Origin of the sequence: Bacteroides oleiciplenus YIT 12058, assembly GCF_000315485.1 — a bacterium.
GTDB classification, from domain to species: Bacteria; Bacteroidota; Bacteroidia; order Bacteroidales; family Bacteroidaceae; genus Bacteroides; species Bacteroides oleiciplenus.
Map to the genome: position 1 here is coordinate 1483123 of NZ_JH992941.1, position 18971 is coordinate 1502093.

Consider the following 18971-nt stretch of genomic DNA (forward strand, 5'->3'; position numbering starts at 1 on the left):
AAGATAATAATAATAGGCGCGAAATCTGCAGATTTCGCGCCTAAATCAATGTACCTTTACTTTATAATTACCTTAGAGATATGGAATGATCGTGATATAAATACCCGTAATAATAGCCGAAGTGATAACCCCGGAGATATTTGCTCCCAAGGCATCCCCCAGAATGAACGAGTCAGGATTATCCTTACTAACCAGCTTTTGAGCTACCTTTGCCGTAGTCGGCACACAACTGACAGCTGCAATTCCGATTACCGGATTATAATTTCCTTTCTTAATGAAGTACATGATGTATCCTCCCATAATGCCGCCGATACCCGAAAGCAACAGTGCCACTATACCCAATACTAATAATTTCAGAATCTTCGGATCGAGCAGTAAATGTGCATCACAAAGCACGCCCAGCAATACGCCCAACATAAATGTAGAGCCATAAAGCAACGGACCGCTAACGAAATCATAAATATGCTTCATACCTGATTCACGTACGGCAACTCCCAGGAAGAGAGAGAAAAACAACGGTGAAGCCACCGGGAACAAGAAGCACAACACTGCACACAGCACAGCCGAGAATGCCAGTTTCACCTTGGCATCGTAGTTTTTAGGTGCTTTCTTCGAAGTCATCTTGATGGCACGCAAGCGTTTTGGAACCAGTAACTTCACCAGATACGGGTAGCCGCCATACGTTAGTCCCAGATACAGATAAGCCACTACTGTGATAGGTACAAATAAATGTTTGGCCAAAGCCAGTGATGTAAACAGAACCATAGGACCATCTGCACCTCCTACCATAGCTACAGAAGCACTTTCTTGCAATGTCAGTCCAAGGGCGGAAGCTACGGGGATAGTCAGGAAAGTACCCAATTCGGCACATAAAGCCAGGAAAAGGCTGACGAAAGGCTTTTGTAGCAGAAAGCCTACATCTAACAAAGTGCCTATACCCATAAATACAAAGCAGGCTATCAATCCGTTACTGAAGGTGAGTGTATAGACAGGTTGCAAAAAGTCTATCTGCATCGTATTCATCAGGTCATCCGTATCCGAAAGCATCGGATCGAGAAAGAGGTTGCCTAATGTGCCGTCCGGCATGAAAAGTGTTCCACAATTGATGGCAACCATACCTAGCCCCATCGGAATCATTACCATAGGCTCAAGCACTCCTTTCCAGCCCAGATATATGAGTAACAAACCTAAAAGGATTAAAAACACACGGGCTGATGCAAGCAGGTAGCCACTTTCCATCATTGTTCCAAAACCTTGGAATAGGGTCGCGAAATCTATATTTTCCATACTATTTCTTATTTGGTCTTACCGGTAGATTTTCCGGACTGTTTCTTATTCTTATGATATAACATCTCTTCTTGTTGTTTCAGATACATCATGTGCGTATCTTCGGGATAGTAGTAATCCATCAGGTTAGCGTTGGAAACTCCGGTGCTTACTCCATGGTAATATCCACGATAATCGGAAAGTTCACGGTTGACTCCGCGGCTGAATTCTTCGCGTTTATCGTTATAGAGTTCATTTTCTTCTATAGGGATATCCCGTATCATGAGTTCCACCTTTTGGCGCAACTTGCGCAGGCGTCGCAGGCGAAGCAGTTCTTTCTGGTGTGAACTGTAAAAGTCGAATGAGTCGGCAGCAACGGCAATCATTTTGATAATGAAAGCCACGAAGAAGCCGATCACGAATGTAAGCCCCATCATTTCGAGGGTGGCTATTAATAAATCGAGCATAGTAATTATATTAAATTTAGATGTGAATAAACAATAGGTTGACCAAAGACATGCCAATGGCATACCTCCGGTAAAAGGGGAGTAACAAGTAGAGTGGTGGTTTAAATCAGAATATGCTTCAACTCGTAGACGTAATATCCGTAAGAATAACGGATAGCACTGGGAGTGAAAGAGAGGCTGGCATTTTGTTCCACCGGTAAATGAGTGGAGAATATACGTTGCATCTGTCCTGCAGACGGATGGATCTTAAGTTTCAGTAATTTCGATGGAGCATTAGCTTGATTATAAAAGTTCTCCTGAAAGAGGATACCGTTGATTTTACGTTCATTGTTTTCATCATTAAAGAACGGGCGGTGAGCAATGGTTGAGTAACAATCTGCTGACATTGAAATGAAACATCCTGTTGGTGTAGGGGTGACGGAAGTATCTGTCGAGGCTTCGGTAATCATCCGAAGTGCCGGCTGTTCCTCTTGCAGAATGACAGACATTCCTAATGAGAGGCACATAAACAGAAATATATAGTGTAGATGTTTCATCATAGGGTCCGCAAACATAACAAATATCTTTGTGTAATGTTGCTTTCCTCCTCAAGAAAATTTTGTTAAATAGAGAACGGTTTCTTTGTGCATGTTCTGCAAATGTGTATATTTGGAATAATATATCTAAATATATTGTAAACTACAATAATTCAAATTCCTATGAGCAGTAATATATTTCTGATTATCGCCGTGGTCACAACTGGTATTTTTGTGATACAGTTTATTCTTTCCATTTTCTTCGGAGATATTGATGCGGATACAGATGTGGATGCCGACATAAGCAGCGTGGTATCTTTTAAGGGACTGACGCACTTCGGTATCGGTTTTGGATGGTATATGTATCTGATTGGAAATACTGACATTCAGAGTTATTCCATTGCCATTTTGATTGGTCTGTTTTTCGTTTTCGCTGTGTGGTTTCTTTATAAAAAAGCCTATCAGTTACAGCAGGTGAATAAGACGGAAAAGACGGAAAAATTAGTAGGCCGAGAATGTACCATCTACTTTGGACAAGGAGATGGCAGATTTACTGTACAGGCAAGTCGTGACGGAGCTATGCGTGAGATAGATGTAGTATCTGAAACGAATAAGACTTATCAGACAGGTGATAAAACTATTATTACGGGCTATAAGGACGGAACTCTATATATTCAATAAAACAAAACTCAAAAACATAGATTTATGACACAAGAAATGATGATTATGGCCGCCATACTCGTGGCGGTTATCTTACTTACCTTCATTGGTATTCTTTCCCGTTACCGGAAATGTAAAAGTGACGAAGTACTGGTAGTATATGGTAAAACGGGCGGTGATAAGAAGTCAGCCAAGTTGTATCATGGTGGTGCTGCATTTGTGTGGCCAATAATTCAGGGGTATGAATTCCTGTCCATGAAACCAATGCAGATAGACTGTAAACTGACCGGTGCGCTGTCTGCCCAGAATATCCGTGTGGATGTACCGACTACGATTACGGTGGCTATCAGTACCGATCATGAGGTTATGCAGAATGCTGCCGAACGTATGCTAGGGCTGACGATTGATGATAAGCAGAATCTGATAACGGATGTTGTATATGGACAGATGCGTCTGGTGATTGCCGATATGACGATCGAAGAGCTGAATTCCGACCGCGATAAATTCCTTTCTAAAGTAAAGGATAACATCGATACGGAACTTCGCAAGTTTGGTTTGTATTTGATGAACATCAACATCAGCGATATCCGTGATGCTGCCAATTATATTGTCAACTTAGGTAAGGAAGCTGAAAGTAAGGCACTGAATGAGGCTCAGGCAAACATTGAGGAACAGGAGAAACTGGGTGCCATCAAGATTGCCAATCAAATAAAGGAACGTGAGACGAAAGTTGCCGAAACGCGTAAAGACCAGGATATTGCCATTGCCGAGACTAAAAAATTGCAGGAAATATCTGTGGCTAATGCTGATAAGGATCGAATCTCGCAGGTTGCTATTGCCAACGCTGAAAAAGAGTCGCAGGTGGCAAAGGCTGAAGCTGAAAAAAATATCAGGATTGAGCAGGCTAATACGGAAAAGGAAAGCCGTATTGCTGAACTGAATTCTGACATGGAGATTAAGCAGGCGGAAGCAGGAAAGAAAGCTGCCATCGGACGAAATGAGGCTCAGAAAGCCGTGGCACAATCTGATGCGGAGCTGGCTGTAACACGTGCCAATGCCGACAAACAGGCCGGTGAAGCTGAAGCACGTTCGGAAGCTGCCGTACAGGCTGCCCGCGAAATAGCTCAAAAAGAAGTGGAAGAGGCTAAAGCCCGTAAAGTGGAATCTTCTTTGAAGGCTGAAAAGATTGTACCTGCTGAAGTTGCAAAGCAAGAAGCCATTCTTCAGGCTGATGCTGTTGCCGAAAAGATTACCCGTGAGGCTGAAGCTCGTGCAAAAGCAACTCTGGCACAGGCTGAGGCTGAAGCAAGAGCCATCCAGATGAAGTTGGAAGCTGAGGCTGAAGGTAAGAAGAAATCATTGCTTGCTGAAGCTGAAGGTTTCGAGGCTATGGTACGTGCGGCAGAATCTAATCCGGCTATCGCCATCCAGTATAAGATGGTAGATCAATGGAAAGAAATTGCTGGAGAACAGGTGAAAGCATTCGAACACATGAATTTAGGAAACATTACTGTATTCGATGGTGGAAACGGAGGTACAAGCAACTTCCTGAGTTCGCTGGTGAAGACGGTTGCTCCGAGCCTCGGTGTACTGGACAAACTGCCTATTGGCGAGACCGTAAAGGGAATCATTCACCCGGAAGGAAAGGAAGATAAGCAGGAAGCCCAAAAGGATGAACCAAAGAAAGACGATAAGAAGAAATAATCAGATAACCTTATCTGCTAAAAAAGAAGCGAAGAATCCACAATGGGGTGGATTCTTCGCTTCTTTTTTATAGAATAGTTTAGGTCTTTATATTCCCAGTCGTTCTTTCAATAGCCGGTAGCCCGTCAGGCTAACCCGTAATTTAGTTCCGTTTTTCAATAATACCTGGTAGGTTTCTTTTCCGAATAGTTCTACCCGCGATATCTGTGTCACGTTTACAATGGTGGAACGATGGATACGTACAAAGTTGTCACTTGGCAGATGTCCTTCAAAATACTTCATGGTTTGCTCTTTGATGTACTCTCCTGTGGGGGTGATCAAAGTCGTATAATCTCCACACGCCTGGATATATAGCAGTTCATCTACTTTGATGATATGTATTCGTGACCCGTCTTTTACAGTAATGCGATCAATGGTTTCCTCTTGCTCTTCCGGTTTTTCTTCTTTTACGGCTTGCGGTACAATGAATTCATCTTCTTGTGCTTCCGGGTCTTTCACTACTATCAGGTGATACCACAATATAATGGCTATCCATGTCGGTATGCCGAACAGAAGTCTGAAAGGTATGGTAGAGGCAAAAGAGATATAAGGTATTCCTACAATTCTTACCATAATGTCGCAGACCATGAAGCTGCCCGCAATCCAGAGCAATATTCCTGATACAACCGTAATGACATTTGTCTGGAGAATGGATACTTGGCCTACTACAAACCAAGCCAGGTATGCCAGTGCCGCAAGCCATCCGATTGTTGTGATTCCGTCGATGATGGCAGGTAGCCAGTCAGTTCCGGTATATCCCCACAACAGAGTTGCCTGGATGATTGCCAGAACCAATGCAAGCACAAGCATCGGAAACCAACGATAAGGATAATCTATAATTGGATGTGCTCTCATAGGATTAGTCTTTAATCTCTAATCCACCGAAAGAAATATTTCCACGGATTATCAGTGTACTTTCTTTATTAATATTTGCTCCCTGCCAACGCTTATCCTCGCATCCGCCGGCAAAAGCATTACATTGAGGTACGACATTCCAGTCTGAAGGAATGTACAACTCTATTCCACTACAAGTACAGTCGATATCGATATAGGTTTCTCCCGGTGCAAGATGCGTGTGGCGCAGATCAATGACAGTCCCTCCGAATGAAGCCCGGATACTGGCTCCTTTAAACAATTCATCCAATACGACATGGCGTACAGAACCAAAGGCATTGTCGGAACGCAGATAACCGTTTTCTGATTCGCATTGTTGCTCATTGTTTTCCATATTCATGTGTATATGTCCACCTCTTTTTTTAGCCCAGTCCTGATAACGGCCGCTCATATGACTTTTCATCCAGCGTTCTCTACGGCGGGCTTTTACAAAGAACAGGATACCTGCTATGATCAGTGCAACAGGCCAGACAATGGTTTGTGAGTTCTCCGGTAACCACGATAATCCTCCAACTAAAAAATAAACACCTATCAGGATGAGGATAGAACCGCTCAGATAATGGCGTCGCGTCATCGTGTAGATACCTAATACAATGAGAAGACTATGCCAGGATACCACTATGCTAAATAAGTCATACGTAATCCAACCTACGTTACGGGCAAACAGTAATATTCCGGAGATGATGAAGAGCGAAGCTATCAGTGCTTTGCCCGATAAACCCGCATGAGACGGGAAGTTTTGTTTCTTTTCCATTATTTCTATTGTTATTGATTCATGGCTCAAAGGTAAGCGAATTATTCATCCCAGTATAGCCCTTCCGGGTGATTTCCGGTAGAAAAGCCGATGAGTTCCGGGTATGAATCGGTGAATTCGGAGGGCTTTCGTACGATATCGACACAGATTAGTCCTATTTTTATATAGGTTGTACATAGATTCCGCTATTTTTGTTTCTATAAAAATAGGAACCTTATAACTGAAGTGTACGATGATGAAAAAGACTCCCTTATCAATAATAGTGTTGCGGATGCTGTTACTGCTCTCATTTTTGACTCCCGGATTGTTGTTCGCACAGGATATCCATTTTCAAACATTCGGAGTAGAAAATGGCATCTCGCAACCAACAGTTACATCTATTTATCAGGATGAATTCGGAATAATCTGGATAGGTACTAAAGATGGTTTGAACCGTTATAACGGTACCGATTTTTATATATTCCGCCCGATTGAGAATGATAAACATAGTCTTTATAATAATAATATAGGTACGATTTGTGGTGATAAGGATGGGCATATTTATATTCGTTGCAAGTATGCCGTAGTTGAATATGATATTAAGAAGAATATTTTTCATACAATTCGCGATAATAACATTCAGGCCATTAGTTACGGTAACTCTCGGCTGTGGACTTGTACCAGGGACTCTTTATTCACCTATAACCGTGCGGAAGATAAGTTGGAATATTATTATCACCTGGAGGATGTACGCATGTCCTGTGTGACCGAAGACCATGAAGGAAACCTATATGTAGGAACCATGAATAATGGCTTGTACATGCTGGACAGTAATAAGAAATGGCTTAATTATCTCCCAACAAAGGATATAACCTGTATTTATGAAGACTCCAAAAAGAATATTTGGGTAGGTACCAAAGATGACGGGCTTTTCCGACTGGACAGGAACGGTGGAAAAACAAACTATGTGCATGCACCTTATAAGAATGGACTTTCCAGCAATTACGTCCGTTGTGTGGTCGAAGATAACTTAGGTAACTATTGGGTGGGGACTTTTAAAGGTTTGGATAAATTGGATGTCACTACCAATACTTTCACCAATTACAGTGAAGATAATAAACCCTATAGCCTGAGTAATTCTTCCATCATCTGTATGATGAAGGATCAGCAAGGAACTTTCTGGATTGGCACTTATTATGGCGGGGTTAATCTGTTTAATCCGGACTATGAGATTTATACCTATTATTATTCCGATGAATCTCAGCAAGGAAAGCTGACCTCTCCTTTTGCCGGACGAATGAGAGAAGATTCCAAAGGTGGTATCTGGATTGCAACAGAAGGTGGTGGAGTGAACTATCTCGATCGAAAAACAAGAAGCTTCGCAGAGTTTAAGTATGATATAAATAAGAACTCTCTTGCATCCAATACGGTACAATCCCTGCATTTAGATGAAGATAACCAGACTCTGTGGATAGGTACACTACGGGGAGGACTGGATAAGCTGGATTTGAAAACGCATCGATTTACCAACTACAGGCATATTCCCGGGAAAGAGAATTCATTGATTAACGATATAGTTCGCAAAATTATTCCGTATAAAGGGAATCTTTTGCTGGCAACCCATAACGGAATAGGTTCATTCGATCCTCAAACAGGAGAGTGCACAAAGTTACTGAAAGATAGTAGACTCAATAACAGACAGATCATTGATATGCTTCTTGACAGGAACAATAATTTATGGTTCTCCTATTCATTGGGACTGGTTAAATATAATCTTGAAACCCGGAAACAAGATGAGTATTTCGTTCCTAATAGTTCGAAGCGGGTTATAGGCAGTAATCTGATAAATGTACTTTTTGAAGATAAGAAAGGTAATATCTGGGCGGGTTCTTCGGGAGATGGTATATTCCTATATGAGCCGGATATCAATTCATTCAAACCGTTTAACTCACACAATTCGGACCTGATTAATGATTATATCCTCGATATAAAAGAGTCTTTGTCCGGCTATCTCCTGATAGCCAGTAATCAGGGCTTTTCACGTTTTGATATGGAGAACCAGCGCTTTTATAACTATAATAAACAGAATGGTTTTCCGATGACGGCATTGAACCCTTACGGATTGTTTGTAGCCAGCGATAATGAGATATTCCTTTCCGGTCCCAAGATGATGATATCTTTCTTTGAAAAAGAATTGAATTCTTATGTAAAGCCCTATCAGCTTAACTTTACCTCATTGGAAGTGAATAACCAGGTTATATTGCCGAATGATGATTCCAATATTCTCTCTGAGTCTATTTTGTATCAGCCACAAATTACGCTGAATCATAACCATTCCATCATCACTATAAATTTCTCATTATCCAATTATGTATCGGTACTGAGAAACCGGATTTACTATAAATTGGAGGGATTTGATAAAGACTGGATGAGTGTAGGTTATCGTAAAGGCATTACTTACACCAACCTGAATCCGGGTAAGTATAAGCTAAAGATAAAGAGCTCTGAGGAATATTCCGGTAAGGAAAGTATCTTTAAGGAAATCGATATTGTGGTGAAGCCACCTTTTTACAAATCGGTCTGGGCATATTGTATTTACGTTATTATTGTGATTGTATCTGTCTATATAGTGGTTAGTTTCTATTCTTCCAAATTAAAGTTGCGGGCTTCACTTGAATACGAAAAGAAAGAGAAGAAACAGATAGAAGAACTGAACCAGTCCAAACTTCGTTTCTTTACCAATATTTCACATGAATTCCGTACTCCGCTCACATTGATTGTGAGCCAGTTGGAGATGCTGATGGAAAGGAATGATATTCAGCCGTTAGTGTACAATAAACTGGTGAATATCCATCGAAATACATTACGTATGAAGCGCCTGATAACCGAGCTTCTTGATTTCAGGAAACAAGAACAGGGTTTCGAAAAGTTCAAATACAGCAAGCAGGATATTTATGCGTTCCTGGATGAAATCTATCTGTCTTTCAAAGAGTATGCACGGGGTAAACAGATTAATCTTGAATTTCTTAATAAGGATAGGAATCTGGAAGTCTGGTTTGATGTGGTACAGCTTGAAAAGGTGATTTATAACTTGCTGTCCAATGCTTTCAAATATACATCTCTGGGTGGTACAGTCTCCTTATCAGTACAGGAATATGAAAATAGTGTGGTTATTCTTATTTCAGATACGGGTATCGGTATTGCCGAAAAGAGTCTGGATAAGATATTCGATCGTTTTTATCAGGTCGACAGCACAGACAACCAGAAAGGTACGGGCATAGGGTTGGCACTTGCTAAAAGTATAATTGAAACCCATAAAGGCAAAATCAGTGTGCGGAGCATGGAGGGAAAGGGAACCACTTTTGTGGTTGAATTGCCTTTGGGAGATAGTCACATTGCCGATTCACAGAAAGTGGCAACTCCCGATATCGATTCATCATGTATTTCAGAATTGACCATGTATGGTGACAAGGCACTGATTGATATGATGGATGATGAGAATCCCGCTAATGAATCGGAAGATACAAAGAGTAAAATCCTGATTGTTGAAGACAATGAAGAACTCAGAGGCTTACTGGTTCGTCTGTTCTCCAAAGTATATTCCGTTTGCGAAGCGCAGGATGGTGAAGAAGGACTGGAAAAAACAAAAGAAATACAGCCCGATATTGTACTGAGCGATATCATGATGCCCAAGATGTCCGGTATAGAAATGTGCAGGAAGATAAAGAGTAATTTTGAAACATCCCATATCCCAGTGATACTACTGACGGCCCAGACAGCTGAAGAATATACAATGCAAGGGTTAAAAATGGGTGCAGATGACTATGTGACTAAACCTTTTAATGTGAAACATTTGTTTATGCGTTGTAACAATCTGGTAAACAGTAGAAAGCTGTTACAGAAAAAATATGCAAAACAAATGGATAACAATGTGGATATACTGGCAACGAATAGCGCAGACCATCAGTTCATGGAACAATGTGTAGCGTGTATTGAACAAAATCTGGATAATCCGGATTTTGACGTGAATATGTTTGCCCAGGCCATGAATACCGGCCGTACCAAACTCTTCCTGAAGATTAAGGGTATCACAGGGCAGACACCCAATGACTTCATTCTGAATATCAGATTGAAGAAGGCGCAGATGCTACTGAAACAGATGGATACGAAGACTGTTTCGGAGATAGCATATGAAGTTGGCTTCAACTCCCCAAGCTATTTCATAAAACGTTTCAGGGAGTTGTTCGGGGTGACTCCCGCCCAATATCAGAAAGGAGAAGAATAAGTTTACTATTATAATTGATACTATGAAAACAAGATTATTGTGTGCTTTATGTGCATTCTTTCCGTTGTCTCTGTTGGCGGCAAAGGTTCATAAGATAACTCCTATCACTACCGATAAGGATATCAGGATTGAAGTAATGTTGTCTGTTGAGGCGAACGAAAGTTTGTCCCTTGATGCTATAATTACGCATGTCCGGAATAAGGCGATATTGTGCAGCCATTCCGGAGAATTTTATTTTAAGAATAAAGTGGATACAACGGTGGTCTGGAAAATAGACCAATTGACTCCTGAACTATGGAGTCCTGTTAATTCTGCACTTTATGACTTGGAAGTAAAGGCAGGTACTGAAACTTTTCATAAGCGGATTGGGTTCAGAAAGTTCGAGATGCGGGATGGTGTATTTTATTTGAATGATAAACCTATCTATCTGCGGGGTAATGCCATTAATCCGCCTGAGCGGGGAATACCCGAACAGCTGGAAAGAAGCAAAGACTTTGCACGCGATTATGTTCGCTTTATGAAGAGCCTGAACATAAATATCATCCGTATTCCCGATGACCAGAATTGGATGGATGTGTGTGATGAAGAAGGTATGATGATATTTGCTGGTCGGTATGGTCGCCCCAAACATGCAACCAAGACTGCACCACCGACAGACTTTGACCTGTCACTCAGAACCTATAAGGAGATTGATCTGGGACCGTTCACTCCTCATCCTTCCGTAGTCATCTATATTTTATCCAATGAAATGCCTTATGAAGGTAAAACGGGCGGTCTGTATCGGGAGTTCCTGACAAAGATGTGTCGTGAACTCAAGAAATGGGATGATACCAGATTGTATATAGGCAATACCGGTTATGGACTGGGACATTCGGGCGATATCTATGATGTACATAGGTATTGGGGATGGTATTATAATACTTTCCTTACTTATCTCAATATGCGTGATAAGGCGATGTGGCAAAATCCGGAAAGAGTACAACCGATTACTTTTACCGAATGTGTAGGAAACTATACAGGAATAGACGGGCGTTTCAACCTCTGTTCCAGAACCAAACAACCGGGTTCGCAGAAGTGTTGGACAGGACATCTGCCCGATGATGAACAAGCCGGAGCAGCTATGAGCTATCAGGCTTTTGTACTGAAGAATGCAACGGAATTGTTCCGTCGGTTGAGAAGTCAAAACAGTTGCCTGGCAGGTACCATGCCTTTTACAATTATATTTCATAACTGGGATGGGGTAAAGTCCTTTGCCGAGATGAAACCGAAACCTGTAGCCTGGCAATATCAGATCAGCTATCAGCCTATATTGCTGAGTTGGGAGAATTGGCAGTCGCAGATTTATGCAGGGAGTAAGCTTGCGGTGGTAGCCCATGTCGTCAATGACGATGATTATGGCAATGATTTGGATGAAGTTCATTTACAGTGGTGGATTGAAAAGGAAGGTGAGAAAGTATTGGCGGGAGAGGTCGATCTTCCATCTATTCCTTATTATGGCACTTGTAAGAGGCTTTTGTCAATAGGTATTCCTCAGAATCTGGTTTCGGGAGATTATATGCTGAAAGGTGAGGTTTGGTCGAAAGGCAGGAAGGTGTCCTATAATGAGAGTGAACTGTTCATAGCTGGAAAAGACTGGCGGGGTACAGAGGTGATAAAGAAAACCATTTATGTGTACGATTCTTCGGCAGGAGAGCAAACCTTGAATTGTTTGCAAAAACTCGGTTACCCTGTAAAAGCGGTACGTATGGTTAAGGAATTACCCCGGAACTCTACCTTAATTCTGGCTAAGAATTCATGGGATGATTCACTGAATAATCAGTCAGAGCAGTTGAAAGAATATGTAAGTAAGGGTGGGCGCATTATTTGCCTGCAACAGGATGCTGTAACATTCAATCAATCGTGGCTGCCAACTTCCGTGGAGTTTCTGAAAGACAGCAATAATGATCCGGTTTATCTTTCACCGTCTCTGGCGTATGCGGATGGTATGAATATCAATCTCGAACGTCCGTATCATCCGGTTTTTAACGGATTAACCCCTAAGCAGTTCCGCCTTTGGTCCGACTATACCTCCTATGATGAATCGAAGAAAGGCTTTCCTGCCATTTATCCGGTGGACAAAGGATATGATCTTCGTGAATCCGGGATGGAGAATGTAGCCGTCCTTGCCAACTATAGCCGTGCTTTGGCTGCGACAGCCTTGTCGGAGATGTTTATGGGTAAAGGCTCCATACTGTTGTCTGGTTTCGATTTGATTAATCATTGCGGAGTAGACCCCGTAGCTGATAAACTCCTTTTCAATATGCTTCGTTATATGTCTGTCGACAAGCAGCATGAACCGTATGTGGAAGTGACTGACTCAATTATTTGGGGAGACTATGCTTCCGAACGGGGAATCGTGAACGCACCTTGTAATGGTCTGATGGTAAACACTGTTCCTATCATTCCAAAAGGACAGGAGCATGACCCCAGATATGAAGTGAAGATTGATGAATATGGTTACCAGTACGCTGGTGCTTATGGTGGGTGGAATTCAAAACCGGGTGTGCAATATGTACCTTATGGAAGAAGACCTATGGCTCCATTCACTTTTTCAAAAGGAGGAAGCCCGTTGATCAGTAAATCATCTACCAGCGGCGAAGGATATTTCTACATGACATTGCCCGGGAAGAAGAAAACCATGATTACCATATTGGAGAATCCTGTGGACGAGCCTCTTAACATCAGCATCACCGTCAATGACAAAACAATAGGGAACTATGTGCTTCGGCCCAAGCAACAGTTGAGTGTCGAAACAGATATCTCGCATATAAAGAATACAATGAAAGTTTCCCTGAAAGGAGACCGTCGGGTGATATTACTGAAAACAATATTAAGTACGAGGCGTCCGGATCATGCAGAATAAGATTTCTGATAGTTGCCAATCCGATGGCAAAATGCCAGTATTAAATACGGCTGTACAAAGTTGCTTCATAAAAGAACGATTGTTATATGTCTTCACTCGGTAAACGGACATCTTTGCAGAGTCATTTTAAAACCGAATTGAACTATGAAACGCATTTTATTTTCTTTATTTTTATTTCTGGCCAGCATCGTTGTTTTTGCTGACGGCGGGTTTACGGTTGCCGATGTTTTTACGGATCATATGGTGTTGCAACGTAATGCAAACGTGAAGATCTGGGGAGAAGCGGCAGACGGTTCGCAGGTTGAAGTGTTGTTTGAAGGACACAGTCGGAAGAGTAAGGCTGTTGATGGAAAATGGATGGTCACATTAAGGACCGGAGAAGCTGGAGGACCTTATAAATTAGAAGTCATAAATGGTAATAATAAGGTTAGTTTTAGAGATGTTTTCGTAGGTGACGTATGGCTGGCGGGTGGTCAGTCAAATATGGAGTTTGCTTTGCGCAGGGTGAAGGATGCGAAGGCGGAAATCGATTTGGCTGATTATCCTCAGATACGTTATTATAAAGTACCGAGAAAATATTATCTGGAACACGGAGTATCTGAAACATCCTGGAAGACTTGTACTCCTGAGACAGCACCAGAATTTGCAGCTGTTGCTTACTACTTTGCGAAGAATCTGCATAAAGATTTGAATATTCCTATCGGTATCATTCAACTACCCGTAGGAGGAACGACGGTTGAGGCGTGGACGAGCCGGAAGTTACTGTTGTCTGATAAAGACTTCCGCCCTATCATAGAGCGTTATGATAGTATTGTTGATGCTTATCAGCCTGGAGAGTATGAGAAGATATATGACCGTTATATTAAGTCTCTGGCAGAGTATAACAAATTATCAGCAGAAAAGAAACAATACATTGGTAAACCTACGGAGCCTATGGGAAAATGGAATTTTCGTCGTCCGGTCGGTTTATCCGAAACGATGTTGAACGTTGTCAGTCCATATACTCTGAAAGGATTTATTTTCTATCAGGGAGAGTCGAATACAGCACGTGGGGCACAATATCGTAAACTGTTCCCCGCTATGATAAAGGAGTGGAGGGCGTCGTGGGGGCAGGGAGATATTCCTTTCCTGTTTGTACAGTTACCTCGATTTGAAACAAAGACCCGTTACTGGAATGAGTTGCGTGAAGCGCAATACTTCACCTCACTGCATGTGAAGAATACAGGTATGGCCGTTGCTTTTGACCAGGGAAATCCCAAAGATATTCATCCGATTGTGAAAGACACAGTTGGCTGGCGCCTTGCACAGTTGGCTTTGGGTAAAGTTTATGGTAAGAAGATTGTTTATCAGGGGCCTGAATTTAGAAAGAAGACGAAAACCGGAGACGGCAGTTTACTTCTGGAATTTGCGAATGCGGGTACAGGGATTATTGCCAAAGACGGTTCTTCCTCGCTTTCCGGATTTATGGTTGCCGGTAAAGACGGCCAGTTTTATCCGGCCGAAGCAGTGATTGTTGATAGCAATCGGGTACGTGCAAAGAGCAATGAGGTAAATGACCCTGTAGATGTCCGTTATCTCTGGGTGAATAGTGGATACATGAATTTCTTTAATAAAGAAGGTTTTCCCGCCCTTCCCTTCCGCACGGATAAATACAGGTTGGGGACGGAAGGCGTATGTGTCAACCCTGAACCGGTGATACCCCAGCTTGATCTGTTCCTTTTCATTGGCCAGTCCAACATGGCAGGACGGGGATATATTACTGATAACTATAAAGGCAGTATAAAGGATGTATACTTGCTGACTCCGAACGGTGATATGGAACCTGCAAGGAATCCTTTAAATAAGTACTCTACTATCCGCAAGCAAATAGATCTGCAAGGAGTAGGCCCGGCCTATTCTTTTGCAAAGGCCATTGCAGATAAAACGAAGCATAAACTTGGATTAGTGGTTAATGCACGCGGAGGGAGTTCTATAAATTCGTGGTTGAAAGGAGCTAAGGATGATTATTATGGAGAAGCTTTGTCACGTATACGCCAGGCCATGAAGTATGGAACGTTGAAAGCGATTATCTGGCATCAAGGCGAAGCCGATAGCCGGAATCCGGAAGCGTATATGGCGAAGTTACAAAAACTGGTTGCCGATTTGCGGGAAGATCTGGGAGATACAAAGCTCCCCGTCATTGTGGGAGAGATTGCCGAATGGCGGATGAATGGGACTTCGGATGCATTTAATAAGATGTTGCGTACGGTTCCCCGGCATATTCCCTATTCCTATTGTGTGTCATCCCGGGAATTGGTGCCCCTGATCAATGAAAATGACCCTCATTTTAGTGCTGACAGTCAGATAATTCTTGGTAGGAGATATGCTGAAGCGGCTTATAAAGCCTGTTACTCTAAAGAATAGAAATACCCATTAAAAGATAATTTATGAGCTTGAAGAAACAACTATTTTTAGTCTGTGGTGCTATTGTCATGCCCTTTTTAGGGCTATATGCAGATAATGTCAATGTAGCATTACACAAACCGGTCACTGCCTCATCGCAGCAGAAAGAGTTTCCGGCATCCAATGTGACGGATGGAATCGTTTCGCGTAAATCTGCCTGGATGAGTGGTAAAAGTGCGCGTCCACCTCATACACTGGATATTAATCTCGAGAGATATTATAATATAAACCGGGTTGTTATCTATACGGGAATTCCGGATGCCGAACAAACAGAGCAGGAGAAGGGAAAAGCACCGGGATTCTGGTCGGTGAAGAATTTTAAGATTCAATACTGGGATGATGCTAACTGGACGGACCTGCCGGATACGGAATGCACGGAGAACAGGTTGGATAAGCTTGAGTTCACCTTTCATCCGGAGCTGCTCACTTTTCAGATTCGTCTGGTATCTACCGATGGTGAACCGATCCGGATTAATGAGTTTGAAGTATACGGTAAGGAGAAGGCGGGTATGCCGATTCCTGTTACTACAGGTGAAGCTCCAAGAGCTTTCCAGGAACCTTTGGAAAAGGAAATGCAGGTGACGGTGGCTAAAGAAATTATTGGTAAGTCCATGAAATACGTGGCTTACAATCAAGGATATTATTTACCCGGAAGTAATGTTTCCGGTTGGCTTGAATACTCTAATGTGAACAGTGTGCGCGTATGGACTTCTCTGAATGATTATATTCCCCAGTCCGTTGTGCTCAATGATAAGGAGCTTTCTACATTGAAGGCCTTTGAGTCCTGTAAGAATGAGTTGCGAAACAATCCGGAGCATAATCGTTTCATTCAATGGGAACCTATCCTGGCGAAGTGTGGGGAAGCACATTTTTCTACCAATTCCATGGTATTCGAATACACGTTGAAAGAATTGAAACGTCTGAATATCGATGCTATTCTTCAGATAAATTCCACAGATTTTGATGGAACGTGGAGTAATAAATGGAAGCAGTGGCAGCGTTTCTATGCATTGGCTTTTTATGCAGCTAAGACAGGGGATGTAACCATGTACGCCATGCACAACGAACCGAATCATCGCCATGCCGGACCAATGAAGATCACCCAGTATGTAGATGCCATGAAAATAGTTTCGGATGCTGTTTATTGTGCCGTGCAGGATGTGAATAGGCTGTATGGGAAGAATCTGAAATCACGTTTTGTGGGTCCGGTTACAGCTGGTTCCAATACAAACTGGTGGGCCGAAGTCGTGAAGAATCTGCGTATAGACTATCGCGGCTTGCCTTCGGACAGGGATTTGATGGATATATTCTCTACCCACTCTTATAATCTTCCGGCAGCAGGTTATGTGTCCAAGGTTTCTGATATAAGAAAGATTATAGTGGAAAATCATCCTTTGAAACAACCGCTTCCGATCGTTTATACGGAAACAGGGCGTTGGATGAATGCATATCTGATCGATAAGGAAGAGACGATGGATTCTCCTTCCTTGTTCACAGAGTGGGCCGGTGAATATACAAACAATACGCTCAATCAAGGATATGGAATGTGGGCTTTTAAGTTTGCCAATACTACCAGCGGAACATATCCGCGTGGTATCAAGTCAGGACATCACTTTATCTGGCAAGGCAAACGGATTGTAGAGGATGCCTATACCAATGTGGCATTGGGTAAGAAAGCAATGGACCTGACTTCATCTCGCCCGGTAGCGGCGAAGGTAATAACCGACGGTAATAAAACAGATGCTTCCATGTGGGTGTCTCCAGATACGGATGCAGAGAAATACCTGGAAATCAATCTGGGAAAAAGCACTTCATTGGGTGGGGCTGTTGTCTATACGGGTTCGGCATATGGAGTTTATACGGCTCCCGATCGCGTGAAGAATTTCCGTTTGCAGTATTGGGACGGTACCAGATGGGCGGATATAAAAGAAACCGTTGAGAAAGATGCACGTTATGCGCAATCCTTTTTTCTGTTCGATGCTCCTGTAACTACTTCCAAAGTCCGCTTTGTTGCAACGGATAAGGGGAGTATCAAAGTGAGGGAAATCAAATTGTTTGATGCGGAGTCCGTCAAAGAGGTTCCTTCCTCTTTTGATATAAGTGGCATTCAGCGTACGGGTGAAGTTGTTCGCCTGTTTGCAAAAGGGTTTAAGGATGAACGCCCGTTGCTGAATACTGTGAAGTCGGTTGCAGATAATGATGTGGATGCGATAACTTCCTTTAATTCGGAAGAAATGAGATATTATATATGGCTGGTACAACGGAAACTCTCTTCAAACCATCTCACACTGGACCTGAAGTCGCTGAACCTTCCTGCAGGAACCAGGGTGATTGCCGAGGAAGTAAGTGCAAATGCTTATGGTGAAGTGGTCTGGATAAAAGAAACCTCGGAAGAAGGACAGCTTTCGTTTGAACTTCCTGCCCAGAGTGTAATGCTCCTTACCATTCCTATCTGTTCCAATGCTGCAAAGACACTGGTGGCAACGGCGGATGCAACCGTTAAGGCCGGGGCAAATAGTGAGAAACACTTCGGTAAAGCCAAAGTGATGAATATAGAAATGAATGCTTCCCGAGCCAATGGCAATCAGGTTAGCTATCTTAAGTTCGATTTGTCGGGTCTGAATAAAGAGGAAATGAATGCCGCTATACTCCGGCTGTATGGCAGTTCGTCAACCAAATCTCCTTATCGTTTCCATGTCTATGCACTGGATAATAGTAGTTGGGACGAAAGTACCCTGAACTGGAAGAATGCCCCCAATCTGGAAAAAGACCAGGTGCGCGTAACCGATGTAGGTAATACGGCACATGTGGCAGGTGAGATAGTTGTGACTGAGACAGCATCCTGGCATCAGCTTGATGTCACTTCATTGATACGCAAATGTCGGCAGCCGGAAATTACATTTGTGTTGATCAGGGAAGTCCGCCAATTGGGAGATGATTCTGATAATAATAAGAATAGTTCCTTCGGAACCAGGGAATCTGTGAATAAACCGGCTTTGATAGTGTGGTAAGCGGAAAAGATTTATTTCGTTCGTACGATTGTGCTTTCTTTCCGTATGATTTT

Annotated in this window: 11 protein-coding genes; 6 read left to right on the plus strand and 5 right to left on the minus strand. The window is 42.5% G+C overall.

Going from position 1 to position 18971, the window contains the following annotated elements; all coding sequences use genetic code 11:
• Positions 1 to 72: 72 nt before the first annotated feature.
• The 3 genes from HMPREF9447_RS13210 to HMPREF9447_RS13220 form a co-directional block, all read right to left on the minus strand.
• A complete protein-coding gene (locus HMPREF9447_RS13210; protein WP_009130245.1) occupies positions 73 to 1287 on the minus strand; it encodes a sodium ion-translocating decarboxylase subunit beta in 1215 nt (404 codons plus the stop codon).
• An 8-nt stretch (positions 1288 to 1295) separates the two neighbouring features.
• The gene (locus tag HMPREF9447_RS13215) at positions 1296 to 1733 is read right to left on the minus strand and encodes a hypothetical protein (protein WP_009130246.1); all 438 of its coding nucleotides are present in this window, start codon (positions 1731 to 1733) and stop codon (positions 1296 to 1298) included.
• A gap of 101 nt (positions 1734 to 1834) precedes the next feature.
• Positions 1835 to 2272, minus strand: a complete 438-nt coding sequence (locus HMPREF9447_RS13220; protein WP_244267614.1) for a hypothetical protein — start codon at positions 2270 to 2272, stop codon at positions 1835 to 1837.
• 159 nt (positions 2273 to 2431) lie between these two features.
• On the opposite strand from HMPREF9447_RS13220, the gene HMPREF9447_RS13225 reads away from it, so the two are divergent.
• The gene (locus tag HMPREF9447_RS13225) at positions 2432 to 2929 is read left to right on the plus strand and encodes a hypothetical protein (RefSeq protein ID WP_009130248.1); all 498 of its coding nucleotides are present in this window, start codon (positions 2432 to 2434) and stop codon (positions 2927 to 2929) included.
• 24 nt (positions 2930 to 2953) lie between these two features.
• The gene (locus HMPREF9447_RS13230) at positions 2954 to 4612 is read left to right on the plus strand and encodes a flotillin family protein (protein ID WP_009130249.1); all 1659 of its coding nucleotides are present in this window, start codon (positions 2954 to 2956) and stop codon (positions 4610 to 4612) included.
• A gap of 87 nt (positions 4613 to 4699) precedes the next feature.
• On the opposite strand, the gene HMPREF9447_RS13235 is transcribed toward HMPREF9447_RS13230, so the two are convergent.
• Positions 4700 to 5506, minus strand: coding sequence for a LytTR family DNA-binding domain-containing protein (locus tag HMPREF9447_RS13235; protein WP_009130250.1), 807 nt, complete (start codon positions 5504 to 5506; stop codon positions 4700 to 4702).
• 4 nt (positions 5507 to 5510) lie between these two features.
• A complete protein-coding gene (locus tag HMPREF9447_RS13240) occupies positions 5511 to 6299 on the minus strand; it encodes a LiaF transmembrane domain-containing protein (RefSeq protein ID WP_009130251.1) in 789 nt (262 codons plus the stop codon).
• A gap of 271 nt (positions 6300 to 6570) precedes the next feature.
• Here HMPREF9447_RS13240 and HMPREF9447_RS13245 point away from each other — a divergent pair, with 271 nt between their 5' ends.
• The 4 genes from HMPREF9447_RS13245 (at position 6571) to HMPREF9447_RS13260 (ending at position 18918) form a co-directional block, all read left to right on the plus strand.
• Positions 6571 to 10563 carry a hybrid sensor histidine kinase/response regulator transcription factor gene (locus HMPREF9447_RS13245; RefSeq protein WP_044138081.1) on the plus strand — a complete coding sequence of 1331 codons (3993 nt, stop codon included), beginning with the start codon at positions 6571 to 6573 and terminating at the stop codon, positions 10561 to 10563.
• A gap of 22 nt (positions 10564 to 10585) precedes the next feature.
• Positions 10586 to 13465, plus strand: a complete 2880-nt coding sequence (locus tag HMPREF9447_RS13250) for a glycoside hydrolase family 2 TIM barrel-domain containing protein (protein ID WP_009130253.1) — start codon at positions 10586 to 10588, stop codon at positions 13463 to 13465.
• A gap of 144 nt (positions 13466 to 13609) precedes the next feature.
• Complete coding sequence (locus HMPREF9447_RS13255; RefSeq protein ID WP_009130254.1) at positions 13610 to 15868, plus strand: sialate O-acetylesterase; 2259 nt, start codon at positions 13610 to 13612, stop codon at positions 15866 to 15868.
• A gap of 23 nt (positions 15869 to 15891) precedes the next feature.
• Positions 15892 to 18918, plus strand: coding sequence for a DNRLRE domain-containing protein (locus HMPREF9447_RS13260; protein ID WP_009130255.1), 3027 nt, complete (start codon positions 15892 to 15894; stop codon positions 18916 to 18918).
• Positions 18919 to 18971: the final 53 nt, after the last annotated feature.